A 12,173-nucleotide genomic window follows, 5' to 3' on the forward strand; every position below is an offset into this window, starting at 1 on the left:
AGACGTCAGCCCCGGATTCCCCACGAGGCCGTCCAGCGCTCGCCCGGGGCCAGCACGATCAGGTCGCGCCCGGTGCGGAACGAGTCGGGCGGGCAGGTCATCGGCTCGATCGCCAGTGACCGGCGGAACCGCTCGCCGTGCAGCGTGTCGCCCGAGAAGACCTGCCAGTACTTGAACTTGTCGTCGGCCCAGACCACGACCTTGCGATCGCTGGACGGGTCGGCGATGGTCACCTCGGTGATGCCGTCGGCGTCGTGCGTGATGTCGCCGAACGTGGTGTCGAGCACCAGGTCACCGATCTTGCGGGGCTCGGTGAAGTCGTACTCCGTGCCGGCGACCGCGTTGGCCCCGATCGGCAGCAGCCGGGCGTCGGCCGTGATCCGCTTGCGTGCCGGAACGTGCAGCAGAGTGTCGTCGACGCTCACGCCGGGCAGCTGCACGTACGGGTGGACCGAGTAGCCCCAGGGCGCGTTCGACGCCGAGTTGTTCACGACCTCGGCGTCGCAGCGCAGCCCGTCGGCCGAGACCGACCAGGTGGACCGGAGGGTCAGCCACCACGGGTAGCCGACCTGCGCGGGCAGCTCGAGCTCGACGGTCACCGCCGACGCGGACTGCTCGACCAGCGTCCAGCGGCTCCAGTTGACCAGGCCGTGGATGGCGTTGTGCCGGGCCGGCTCGGTCAGCGAGAGCTGGTAGGACTGCTCCTCGAACGTGTACTGCCCGTCACGGATGCGGTTGGGCCAGGGCGCGAGGATCTGGCCGGCTGAGGCCGGGGAGAGCTCGTCGGTCCCGAAGCCGTCGAGCACCGCCACGTCGCCCGCGGAGTAATCGCGGAGAGTTCCGCCGACCTCCACGACGACGGCGCTCTGCCCGTCCGCCTCGATGGACCACTGGGTGCCGGACTGCGCGGCTACGACACTCGTCATGGCTTGGACATTATCGGTTGTCGTCGTCCTCCGTACCGGCGGCTTGCATCGTGGGCGGGCGGTACCTGAGCAGGGCCGGGAAGGCGGCTGCGAGCACCACCGCCAGGCCGGCCGCCGCGAACCCGCCGCCGGCCCACGACGCGGCGGGCGACGTGAGGTCGGCCGTGGCTCCCGCCCGCAGGTCGCCCAGACGCGGGCCACCGGCCACGACCACCGTGAACACGCCCTGCAGGCGGCCGCGGAGCCGGTCCGGCGCGTAGACCTGCAGGATCGACTGCCGGTAGACCGCACTGACCAGGTCGGCCGCGCCCCCCACGGCCAGCAGCAGCACCATCAGCCACAGGCTGTGGGCCAGGCCGGAGAACCCGATGGCGATGCCCCAAGCCACCACGGCGATCACCAGTGCCACGCCCTGCCGCTTGACCCGGCCGATCCAGCCCGAGGTCAGCCCGCCCAGCACGGAGCCGATCGCGATCGCGGCGAACAGCCAGCCCACCGCCCAGTCGCCGCCGAACCGGTCGGCCGCCACCTCGGGGAACAACGCCCGTGGCATGGCGAACACCATGGCGATGATGTCGACACCGAACGACAGCAGCAGCACCGGCTGCGTGATCAGGAACTTCAGCCCGACCATGATGCCCTTGAGGCCCGCCGTGGGCCGCTCCTCACCCGGCTCGTGCTCGACCGGCGGGATCGGCGGCAGCTTCCAGGTGGCCCAGAACGAGATCGTGAAGAGCACCGCGTCGACCAGGTAGGCCGTGGTGATGCCGGCGCCCGTGCCGGCGACCGCGAAGATCAGGCCGGCCGCCAGCGGGCCCAGCACGCCACCGGCCGTGGTCGTCGTGTAGGCCAGCGTGTTGGCCGCGGGGACGAGCCCGGCCGGCACGATCCGCGGGATGATCGCCTGCCGGGTGGGTGAGCTGATCGCGAAGCCGGCCGACTGCACGGCGGTCAGCGCGAGCAGCAGCCAGGCGCTGTTCACCGCGAACAGCGCCTGCACGAGCAGCCCGGCGGTGGCCACCCAGGCCAGCATCGAACTGGCCAGCAACAGCTTGCGCCGGTCGACCACGTCGGCCGCGGCGCCGCCCCACAACCCGAAGATCAGCAGTGGGACCAGGCCGGCGATGCCGAGCAGGCCCACCCAGGCCGACGAGTTGGTGATCGCGTACATCTCGACGGGGACGGCCACCGACGTGAACTGGAACCCGAAGAACGAGACGCCGTTGCCCACCCACATCCGCCGGTAGGCGGTGACACGCAGCGGGCGGATGTCGATGACCCAAGACTTGCGCTCGGCCACCTTTTGGCTCACGGCGCGAGCCTCTCGACGGCCCAGGACCCGTTTCCCGTACGGACGAAGCGCAGCCGATCGTGCAGCCGGCTGCTCCGGCCCTGCCAGAACTCGACCGTCTCGGGCACGACCAGGAAGCCGCCCCAGTGCCCGGGGGCCGGGATCGGGCCGTCACCGAACCGCTCCTGAGCCGCGGCCAGCCCCGCCTCGACCGCCGCGCGATCCGGCAGCACCGACGATTGCGGACTGGCCCAGGCGCCCAGCTGCGAACCGCGCGGCCGGGAGGCGAAATACGCCTCGGTCTCGGCCCGGCTCACCCGCTCGGCCACCCCGGTCACCAGCACCTGGCGCTGGATCGGAAACCACGGGAAGACCAGGCTCGCGTACGGGTTGGCGGTGAGCTCGGAGCCCTTGCGCGACTCGTAGTTGGTGAAGAACACAAAACCGCGCTCGTCGTACTCCTTGAGCAGCACCGTGCGTGCGCTCGGCCGGCCCTCCGGTGTCGCGGTCGAGACGATCATGGCGTTCGGCTCGGGCAGGCCCAACTCGACCGCTTCGTCGAACCAGGCCGCGAACTGGGTGCGCCAGTCCGCCGCCAGCTCGGCTTCGAGCAGGGCGCCCCGCTCGGTGTAGTCACGCCGCATGCTCGCGGGCGACGGCCGCTCTCCGGTCACGAGTGCTCCAAGTTCAGGGTGAGGAAGTCGTTAGCACCGCAAACGACCCTAAGTCGCCTCGGGCCGTCCGTCAGGTCGGTGAGTATGGGTGTCACGGAGAGCACATCGCGGGGTGTCGACCCGCCGTTACCTGACGAGCAAGATGAAACACCTACAGCATTCCCGTACGCAGGGAGGGTCGTGACCGACTTCAAGCCCGGGCTCGAGGACGTCGTCGCCTTCGAGACCGAGATCGCGGACCCCGACGAGGCCGGCGGCGCGCTGCGCTATCGCGGCGTCGACATCGAGGACCTGATCGGTCAGGTCTCGTTCGGCAACGTCTGGGGGCTGCTCGTCGACGGACGGTTCGGCCCGGGGCTGCCCCCGGCGGAGCCGTTCCCGGTGCCGGTGCACTCCGGCGACATCCGGGTCGACGTGCAGTCGGCGGTCGCGATGCTGGCGCCGTACTGGGGGCTCGACCAGCTGCTCGACATCAGCGACGAGCAGGCCCGGCGCGACCTGGCCCGGGTGTCGGTGACCGCGCTCTCCTTCGTCGCCCAGGCCGCCCGGGGGCTGGGCCTGCCCGCCGTCCCGCAGAAGGACATCGACAAGGCCGAGACGATCGTCGAGCGGTTCATGCGCCGCTGGCGGGGCGAGCCCGACCCGCGCCACGTCAAGGCCGTCGACGCCTACTTCATCTCGGCCGCCGAGCACGGCATGAGCGCCTCCACGCTGACCACCCGTGTGGTCGCCTCGACGGGCGCCGACGTGGCCGCCTGCATCTCGTCGGGCATCGGCGCGCTCTCCGGCCCGCTCGACGGCGGCGCCCCGGCCCGCGTGCTCACGATGCTGGAGGATGTCGAACGCAGCGGCGACGCCGAGTCGTACGTGCGTGAGGTCCTCGACCGCGGCGAGCGGCTGATGGGCTTCGGGCACCGGCTCTACCGTGCCGAGGACCCGCGGGCCGACGTGCTCAAGCGCACCGCCCGCGAGCTGGGCGCCCCGCGCTACGAGGTGGCCGTCGCACTCGAACGGGCCGCGCTGGCCGAACTGCAGGCCCGCAAACCGGACCGGCCGCTGCCCACCAACGTGGAGTTCTGGTCGGCCGTCGTGCTCGACTTCGCCGAGGTGCCGGGCCACATGTTCAGCTCGATGTTCACTTGCGCCCGGGTGGCCGGCTGGAGTGCGCACGTGCTGGAGCAGAAACGCCTGGGCCGGGTCGTGCACCCCACGGTCCGCTATGTGGGACCGGCCCCGCGTAAGCCGCAGCAGGTCGAAGGCTGGGCCGAGCTCTCGCATAATGTTTGACCGTGACTGACATCCGGATCCCCGACACGATCAGGCCCGTCGACGGACGCTTCGGCTCCGGCCCGAGCAAGGTGCGCCCCGAGGGCGTCGAGTCGCTGTCCGCGGTGTCCCGCACCTTCCTGGGCACGTCGCACCGGCAGAAGACGGTGAAGGACCAGGTGGCCCGTCTGCGCCGCGGCCTGGCCGAGTTCTTCTCGATGCCCGAGGGCTACGAGGTCGTTCTGTCCAACGGCGGCACCAGCGCCTTCTGGGAGACGGCGACCTTCGGGCTCGTCCGCGACAAGGCGCAGTTCGCCGAGTTCGGCGAGTTCGGGGCCAAGTTCGCCAAGGCCGTCACCGACGCGCCGTTCCTGGCCGACCCGACAGTGCACAAGGCCCCCGGTGGGCAGGCGGCCTACCTGACCGCCGAGGCCGGGGTGGACGTCTACGCCTCGGTCCACAACGAGACGTCGACCGGCGTGGCCGTGCCCGTCCGCCGCGTCGCGGGCGCCGACGAGGGCGCGCTGCTGCTCACCGACGCGACCTCCGGCGGCGGCAGCCTCGACGTCGACCTGCGCGAGACCGACGTCTACTACCTGGCCCCGCAGAAGGCCCTCGGGTCGGACGGCGGCGTCTGGCTGGCCCTGATGTCCCCCGCCGCCATCGAGCGCGCCTTCGAGATCAAGCGGAGCGGCCGCTACATCCCCCAGTTCCTCGACCTGGTCACCGCGATTGAGCAGTCCCGCCTGGAGCAGACGTACAACACGCCCGCCCTGGCCACCGTGTTCCTGGCCGCCGAGCAGCTCGACTGGATGAACGCGCAGGGCGGCCTGGCCTGGGCCGTGAAGCGGAGCGCGGAGAGCGCCGCCGCGATCTACAACTGGGCCGACCGATCCCCGTACGCGACCCCGTTCGTCACCGACCCGGCCCTGCGCTCGGCCGCCGTGGCCACGATCGACTTCGAGGGGGTCGACGCCGCGGCCATCGCCAAGGTGCTGCGGGCCAACGACGTGGTCGACACCGAGCCGTACCGCAAGCTCGGCCGCAACCAGTTGCGGGTCGCGCTCTACCCGACGGTCGAGCCCTCCGATGTGGCCGCCCTGACGGCGTGCATCGATTACGTGGCCGAGCGCCTCGGAGGGTGATCGGAGTTGCAGTCGGCCGCGCCGTCGGGCACTGTTCAGTCCAAGTGCTCTTAGTCACCCACGACCCGTACGACCGCAGTTGAAGGTTCTGAATTTTCAAGATCATCGCAGCTCAGCGAACTTGACTGGCGTGGCTTACCACCATTAGGTGACCAAGACGCGTACCGTGTTCCGAAACGCGCTTGAGTGGCTGACTCTCGCCGAGCACAGGCCACCGGGCAGATCTTAGAGAGCGACGGGACGGAGGCAACGCATGCGGCCGGTACGCTTCGTCGCCCTTTCCGAGGACGGCCAGGCCATGGTGCTCGCCGACGAGGTCGGCCGGCTCCTGGCGCTTCCGATCGACGACCGGGTCTCCGGTGCGATCGGCCACGACGGACACCCGGTGTCACCGGGCACAGCCGTCGCGGTCATGGCCCCCGACGCCCAGCCGTCGCTGTCCCCGCGCGACATCCAGGCCCGCATCCGCTCCGGTGAGTCGGCCGAAGAGGTCGCCCGCATCGCGGGCGTGCCGGTCGACCGGGTGCTGCGTTACGCCGGTCCGGTGCTGCAGGAGCGCGCCATGCTGGCGCAGCACGCCCGCCGCACCCGCCTCAAGACCTCGGACTCCGGGGCCCCGCTGGCCGAAGTGGTCGACAGCCGCCTGGCCCAGCACGGCATCGACACCGAGAAGATCTCGTGGGACGCCTACCGCCGCGACGACGGCACGTGGCGCATCGTCGCCACCTGGCCCTCCGGCAAGGCGACCGCGCAGGCCATCTGGGATCTCGACAAGGGACGCCAGGTCGTCTCGCCGCACGACGACATGGCGCAATACCTGTGCGCCGAGCGGCCCACCCAGATCCTCGGGCAGGAGCCCGCCCCCGAGCGAGCGTTCACCGAGCGTGGCGGTCACGGCCTGCCCGGCCCCTCGCGCTCGGCCGAGCCCACACGCGGCGGTCATGGCCTGCCCGCCGACTCCCCTGCGGCCCGCCCGGTGCGCGACCCGATCCGGGCCGGCCGCGACGCGCTGCTGGCGTCGCTCGACCGTCCGCTCAGCCCGTCCGCGGGCAGCCGCAGCCTCGACGCCGGCCCCGCCGAAACTCCGCGCCGCCCGGTCGCCGGTGGAGCCGCGGCCCTGCTCGGCGGTGGCGCCGGTTCGGCCTTCGACGAAGACTCCGACCTGCCCAAGGAGGTGCCGGCCGTGCCTTCGCTGGCCGTCCTCCGCCCCCGCCGCACGGTGGGCCAGGGCCAGCAGCAGCCCGCCGAAACCGACGAGGCCAAGCCCCGCAAGCGCCTCCCCAGCTGGGACGACGTCCTGTTCGGCGGCGGCCCGGCCGCCCGCGAGTCATCCTGACCAGCCTCTTCGTCGCCGTCTACCCGCCGAGGTCAGCCCTCGACCCGCTACGCGCCGCCCTGCCCCCGGCATCCCGCCTGACACCGCTGGAAAAGTGGCACGTCACGCTGGTCTTCCTCGGCACCGTCACGGACCCGCCGCCCGCAGCGCCCGCCGCTGCGGGCCGGACTGCCACGGCACCCTCCAACGCCACACCCTCCGGCCCGGCCGCACCCACCGACTCAGCTTCGCCCTCCGAGCACGCCGCACCCACCGACTCGGTCTCGCCCTCCAAGCACGCCACGCCCGCCAACTCAGCCTCGCCCTCCAAGCACGCCGCACCCACCGACTCAGCCTCGCCCTCCGGCCGCGCCACCACTGAGCGCATCGCCGCACTATTGGGCGATTTGCCGCCTTCGGAAGCTTTGGAGCTGCGGTTCGCCGGCGGTGGACGATTCGGTTCGGCCTGCTGGGCCGGGGTGGACGGTGACCTGGCCGCACTGAGCGAGCTGCGCGAGGGCCTCCGGGATGCGCTGACGCTGGGCGGCTTCCCGAGTGACGACCGGCCGTTCCACCCGCATCTGACGGTGTCCTACCACCCGGATCCGGCGCTGCGGCGGGCTCTGGCGGGCTATCAGGGGACGCCGTGGCCGGTAACCGAGTTCTCCCTGGTACAGAGCGCGGACGGTCGCTACGAGCGCTTGGCGACGTGGCCACTCTGACCCCGCGCAGGCCACTCTGACCCAGCGCAGCGCCAGACCGACACCGAACACACGGCGATACCAGGGGCGCCGAGCAACACACCGCGACACCGGCCCGAAGAACGCCGCGAAGCCGGCCTTGGACAAGGCAGCGCGGGTCGGCCTCGACCAGCGCCGCAATACCGGCCCCGGACGGCGCAGCGCGAGGGCTGGCTTCGTTCGCAAGTTGGAGTTCGGGCGCCAGATGTTCGCGACAGGCCGTCGCGTGTCGGCCTCGCGGATAGAAACGCATGACGTCGACCTCGACGCGGCGTGTCCGATGCGGTGCCCCCGGCCCGCCCGACAACCTCAGAGGAGGCGCGTGAGCAGGATTCGACCGCCTTCATATACGCCACCGTCGATGGCGATGACCCGGCCGGCGGCATATCGCAGGGGTTCGCACACCTCCCCGGGCGCTACGCCGAAGTGCTTGGTCAGTGTGCTGTGCCCATGCACGAGTGTCGAGCCGCCGTATGTCCGCAGCATCGTACTGACGGAATCCTCCGGCTGGGCGAGCTCACTGTCGCGGAACGCGCCGCGGTCGCTCATGCGCCGGCAGAATTCGGCCCAGGCGCTGATGTCACGACTGGCGAAGGCGGCGGCCACGGCCATGTTGACATCGGGAACGGTGTCGCCGAATTCGAGGTACGCGGTGGTGTCGGAGTGCACCAGGAGGTGACCGTCGACCACCGTCATGGCCGGCCGCGAAACGATCCATGAGACGCAGGCGTCGCTGAGCCGGCGAAGGTCGGTGTCCTGCCCACCGAAGCGCAGCCAGCCGCCTCGGAAACCGTCCACCTGATCCCAGCCGGGCACCGGGGCGGTGCCGAAGAGATGCGCCGCCATCAGCTGCACCTCGTGATTACCGACCAGCGCGCCCACCGTGCCACCGGCCCGGGCGGCCTGCGCCGTCAGCCGCTGAACATCGTCGATCACACCAATACCGTCGGGTCCACGATCGACGTAGTCGCCCAGCAGCCACAACCGGGCGTCCTGCCCCGACCACTGCCCACGGACGTCAATCAGGCCGGCATCGCGCAACACTTCGCGGAACTCCGCCCGATGACCGTGCATGTCGGCGGCGACGAACAACGGCGACGGCGCTCGATCAGCGATCATGTGCGCACCCTATCGGCTGCGCTCCACAGATTTCATCGATGCGGATCAGCGCCGCCCTCGCATCCGCGGCGACTGTTCGGAGGCAGCGCATGTCCGGGTCATCCAGGGGCGGGCCGAAAGTCGGTGTCCTTTGCCAATGACCTTTGTCCATGGCGATGGGGAACGGGCGACCGCTGGTTTGCGCCAGTGAACTCTGTCTCGCTGGGCGGGCCGCCAGGCGGTTCTTCTCAGGCTGGAGGGTCTCGTCTGTTCGGATTTTGCAGCGAGTGCGGCATGATCACATGCAGGCTGAAGCCTGAGGCCAGTGCGCGACCGGGAGAGTGAGCGTGTCTTATTTGCCCGACTTTTCGGTGCTGCTGAAAAGTGGCAGCCGTGTCGTTCGCGAGGGTGCCGAGTACGTCATCGAAGACCGTTTGGTCGGCGTGGTGACGGCACCGAGCGGACAGATCGTCGGATGCGACCCGCTGACGGATGCCCGCGAGGTGCTGCCTTTCATCGTGACGGTTCCGCCGGGTCGGTATGAGTTGCGCGCGTGGGTCGCGTCGATTCACCAGGGCATAAGCGGAACGGACATTCGCACTGTCGCGCTGCAGTTGGTTGTCAGTGCGCAGCCGACGATGCGGTGGGAGCTTGCTGTGACTGAGGGCCAAGATCTGGCTGATCTGGGGCCAGACGGGTTCTTCGGTTACCCCGTCGATGCGGGAGTCGGCACTCTGGCTGATCTGGTGGCCGTGCGAGCGCTAGCGGATTGGGACTTCGACCGCTTGGACGACGTGTATATCCCGCCTCAAGTTCCGGCTGCTCCGGCGCCCATTGACGCGATCACCGATGAGGCCACTGAAGCGAATGTGATCACTGTCAGCTCCGGGTGGGGTGACGGGGTCTATCCCACCTTCGTCGGACGTGCCGCCGACGGTCATGTCACCGCCTTCGTCACCGATTTCATGGTGATCCCGGAGTCGGCTGCGAAGGTGTGATCCGCTGCTGTGGGGCGATCACGAATCCGTGACGGCCGATGGTGATGCGGGTGAGAGCTCGGTGAGCCAGCGCTGGTCGAGCCGGCGGAACGCCCAGCTCCGGACGGACATCGACGTGCCGGTCCGTGGTCGCCGACCACCACCCGCCCGGGAAGTGCTTCCGTCCCCGTGACCGACCGCACCGCGTATCGGTGGCGACTCCTCGAACGCCACCGCCCAGCACTGCGTCAACAAGCCACGACAGCGAGACCCCGCCGCGTCGACGAACTCGATCTCGAAGTCCGTCGCGCCGAAGTACACCCGCGCGGACGAAGAGCGTGGGACTGCCAGCCGGTGTTCGGTCAGCGCAGCGTGAGGCCGGCCGCCTCGAGCGCGCCCTCCACCCGTACGCGTTCGATCTCCCGGTCGAGGCCGTCGAGCGGCTTCAAGTTTTCCGGTAGGCCGAGGCATTCGCAGGCCAGGCAGAGCCGCTCGTCGTAGGCGCGGAGCACGGCCGCCTGCAGCAGGCCGGATTCGACGGTGGTGCCGCCGCGGCGCTGGCGGTCGAGGCGGCGCAGGTCCTGGGCCAGCCATTCGATCGGGGGCGGCCCGAGCCGGGCCAGCGCAGTCGCCGGGTCGAACTCCCGGATGTCGCGGTCGAGGCAGGTCAGTGCACGCGCCTGGGCCGGGCAGTCGGCCCGCGCACGTCTGCGGCGGAACTCGTCTCGCCGCAGAGTGACCGCCACCGCGTACGGAACGGTCAGGGGGAGAACGAGCGCCGCCGTGAGCACAGCAATGTGCGCGAGGGCCACGCACTGACGCTAGAGGGGAACAGGCCCGAACCGGAATAGGGTTTCCTGCCAAATACCCGTCAGGCGGCCGTCGGAAGCTTCTCCTGTACGACCGGAGCCGAAGCCGCGACCGGCGGCACCAAGGTGAGCCGCGGACGGGGGCGCAGGGTCATTTCGATCCGCTCGCCGTTCGAGCGGAGCTGCCAGATCAGCGCGGCCACGGCGGCGACGAAGCAGACCACCCCGGCGCCCGAGATGCTCGACGCGACCCCGAAACGCTCGCCCCACCAGCCGGCCAGCGACGCCCCGATCGGCGTGGTGCCCAGGAACACCAGCACGTAGAGGGCCATGACGCGGCCACGGTAGGCGGGGTCGACGCCCATCTGCACCCGGTGGTTGGCCGCCTGGGCCAGATAGATCGAGAAGAACCCGGTGGGGACCAGCACGAGCATGGCGACCACGAAGTTGGGGGCGAAGCCGACCGCGAATTCGAGGGCGCCGAACGCGATGGCCGCACCGATCACGATGTACGCGTTGGGCCGGGCCCGGCGGGCGCTGCCGGCCAGGGCACCACCGAGCGCGCCGACCGCGAGGGCGGTGGTGAGCAGGCCGAAGGTGGACGGGCCGGCGTTGAAGTCAATCTTGGCCAGCGCGGCCAGCGTGACCGGGAAGTTGAAGCCGATCATGCCGACCACGAACATCAGGGCGATCGGCATCACGAGGTCGGAGCGGCGGCCCACGTAGCGGAGGCCGTCGAGGATGCGGGCGTCCTTCTTGGCCTGCCGGGCGGCCGGCCTCAGCTCGTCCGCGCGCATGGCGGTGTAGCTGAAGATCGGGGCGATCGCCACGACCGTGGAGATCAGGAAGACCGGGCCGGTGCCGAAGAGCGCGAGCGCGACGCCGGCCAGGGCCGGTCCACCGATCCGGGCCGTGTTGAAAGTGGCCGCGGAGAGGGCGAGCGCGTTGGGCAGCAGCCGCAACTCGACCAGTTCGGAGACGAACGCCTGGCGGACCGGGGTCTCGACGGCGTTGGCGATGCCGAGCAGGCCGGCGAAGAGGAACACGTGCCAGAGCTGGACATGTCCCGAGGCGACGATGACGGCGAGGCCGACCGCGGTGAGCGCGAACGCGGCGTTGGCGATCACGAGCAGCCGGCGCTTGTCGAAACGGTCGGCGAGCTTCCCCGCGTACAGGGTCAGCAAAAGAACCGGCAGGAACTGCAGCGACGTCACCAGGCCGAGGGCGCTGGGTGAGTTGCCGGACAGGTCGAGCACCAGCCAGTCCTGGGCGGTGAACATCATCCACACGCCGACCAGCTTCACGAGCTGGCCGGTGGCGAAGAGCCGGTAGTTGCGAACCCTGAGGGACCGGAAAGTGGTGTTCAGCACGGACCGCACGCGGTTGTGCCTCCTGTTCGGTCGTACGCGTCATCGTCACGTGACGAAGCGCCGCGTAGCCGAAACCCTCAGGCGCGGGAGATCTTCTGCAGGATCTCGGAGGCCTGGGCCAGGGTTTCCCGTTCGCCGGGCGTCAGGTCGGCCAGTTGCGTGGCCAGCCACTCGTTTCTCGCCTGCTCGAACTGGGCGTGCACGGCCCGTCCCTGCTCCGTGGCCGACAGGATGACCTGCCGGCCGTCGGTCGGGTGCGGGGTCCGCGCGACCAGGCCACGTTCCTCCAGCTTCCCGACGATCTTGGTCATCGTCGGGGGCTGGACACGTTCGACGTCGGCGAGTTCGCGCGGGGTCAGCGCGCCGGCCAGTTGGAGGCTGGTCAGCGCGGAGAGCTGGCTGAAGGTGAGATCACCGACCGGGCGGGCCTGCCGGACCCGCCTGTTCAGCCGCATTATCGACTCGCGCAGGGCCTTGGCCAGCTCATCGGCTGTGCCTCGATCCGCCACCACGGGCCACTCCATCACGGTTCTTAGCCTAGCTAATGAGCATGGCTAACGAC

The 12,173-nt window shown here is 70.3% G+C and carries 12 protein-coding genes; 5 read left to right on the top strand and 7 right to left on the bottom strand.

The features are described from left to right. Positions 1 to 5: 5 nt before the first annotated feature. The 3 genes from BKA14_RS29265 to pdxH are packed head-to-tail and all read right to left on the bottom strand — an operon-like array spanning position 6 to position 2,861. Complete coding sequence (locus BKA14_RS29265) at positions 6 to 926, bottom strand: aldose 1-epimerase family protein (RefSeq protein ID WP_184954035.1); 921 nt, start codon at positions 924 to 926, stop codon at positions 6 to 8. A gap of 10 nt (positions 927 to 936) precedes the next feature. Beyond that, positions 937 to 2,238 carry an MFS transporter gene (locus tag BKA14_RS29270; RefSeq protein WP_184954036.1) on the bottom strand — a complete coding sequence of 434 codons (1,302 nt, stop codon included), beginning with the start codon at positions 2,236 to 2,238 and terminating at the stop codon, positions 937 to 939. Beyond that, positions 2,235 to 2,861, bottom strand: coding sequence for a pyridoxamine 5'-phosphate oxidase (pdxH, locus tag BKA14_RS29275; protein ID WP_184957024.1), 627 nt, complete (start codon positions 2,859 to 2,861; stop codon positions 2,235 to 2,237). The genes BKA14_RS29270 and pdxH overlap by 4 nt, the downstream gene beginning before the upstream one ends. A gap of 210 nt (positions 2,862 to 3,071) precedes the next feature. Here pdxH and BKA14_RS29280 point away from each other — a divergent pair, with 210 nt between their 5' ends. The 4 genes from BKA14_RS29280 to BKA14_RS29295 all read left to right on the top strand — a co-directional run bounded on the left by BKA14_RS29280 (position 3,072) and on the right by BKA14_RS29295 (position 7,339). Next, entirely contained in the window at positions 3,072 to 4,178 is a 1,107-nt protein-coding gene (locus BKA14_RS29280) for a citrate synthase 2 (protein WP_184954037.1), read from the top strand. Beyond that, entirely contained in the window at positions 4,175 to 5,302 is a 1,128-nt protein-coding gene (gene serC / locus BKA14_RS29285; protein ID WP_184954038.1) for a phosphoserine transaminase, read from the top strand. Before BKA14_RS29280 ends, serC begins: the two co-directional genes overlap by 4 nt. Before the next feature lie 253 nt (positions 5,303 to 5,555). Continuing rightward, positions 5,556 to 6,638, top strand: a complete 1,083-nt coding sequence (gene sepH / locus BKA14_RS29290; protein ID WP_184954039.1) for a septation protein SepH — start codon at positions 5,556 to 5,558, stop codon at positions 6,636 to 6,638. 107 nt (positions 6,639 to 6,745) lie between these two features. Continuing rightward, positions 6,746 to 7,339: a 2'-5' RNA ligase family protein gene (locus tag BKA14_RS29295; protein WP_239093425.1), complete on the top strand. Its 594-nt coding sequence runs from the start codon at positions 6,746 to 6,748 to the stop codon at positions 7,337 to 7,339. 327 nt (positions 7,340 to 7,666) lie between these two features. On the opposite strand, the gene BKA14_RS29300 is transcribed toward BKA14_RS29295, so the two are convergent. Continuing rightward, a complete protein-coding gene (locus tag BKA14_RS29300; protein ID WP_184954040.1) occupies positions 7,667 to 8,476 on the bottom strand; it encodes a metallophosphoesterase in 810 nt (269 codons plus the stop codon). 326 nt (positions 8,477 to 8,802) lie between these two features. Here BKA14_RS29300 and BKA14_RS29305 point away from each other — a divergent pair, with 326 nt between their 5' ends. Then, the gene (locus BKA14_RS29305; protein ID WP_184954041.1) at positions 8,803 to 9,453 is read left to right on the top strand and encodes a DUF4241 domain-containing protein; all 651 of its coding nucleotides are present in this window, start codon (positions 8,803 to 8,805) and stop codon (positions 9,451 to 9,453) included. 341 nt (positions 9,454 to 9,794) lie between these two features. On the opposite strand, the gene BKA14_RS29310 is transcribed toward BKA14_RS29305, so the two are convergent. The 3 genes from BKA14_RS29310 to BKA14_RS29320 all read right to left on the bottom strand — a co-directional run bounded on the left by BKA14_RS29310 (position 9,795) and on the right by BKA14_RS29320 (position 12,135). Then, positions 9,795 to 10,244, bottom strand: a complete 450-nt coding sequence (locus BKA14_RS29310; protein WP_184954042.1) for a hypothetical protein — start codon at positions 10,242 to 10,244, stop codon at positions 9,795 to 9,797. A 59-nt stretch (positions 10,245 to 10,303) separates the two neighbouring features. Further along, positions 10,304 to 11,620, bottom strand: coding sequence for an MFS transporter (locus BKA14_RS29315; protein WP_184954043.1), 1,317 nt, complete (start codon positions 11,618 to 11,620; stop codon positions 10,304 to 10,306). A gap of 68 nt (positions 11,621 to 11,688) precedes the next feature. Further along, positions 11,689 to 12,135, bottom strand: a complete 447-nt coding sequence (locus BKA14_RS29320; protein WP_184957026.1) for a MarR family winged helix-turn-helix transcriptional regulator — start codon at positions 12,133 to 12,135, stop codon at positions 11,689 to 11,691. Positions 12,136 to 12,173: the final 38 nt, after the last annotated feature.

It is taken from the genome of Paractinoplanes abujensis, assembly GCF_014204895.1.
GTDB lineage: Bacteria > Actinomycetota > Actinomycetes > Mycobacteriales > Micromonosporaceae > Actinoplanes > Actinoplanes abujensis.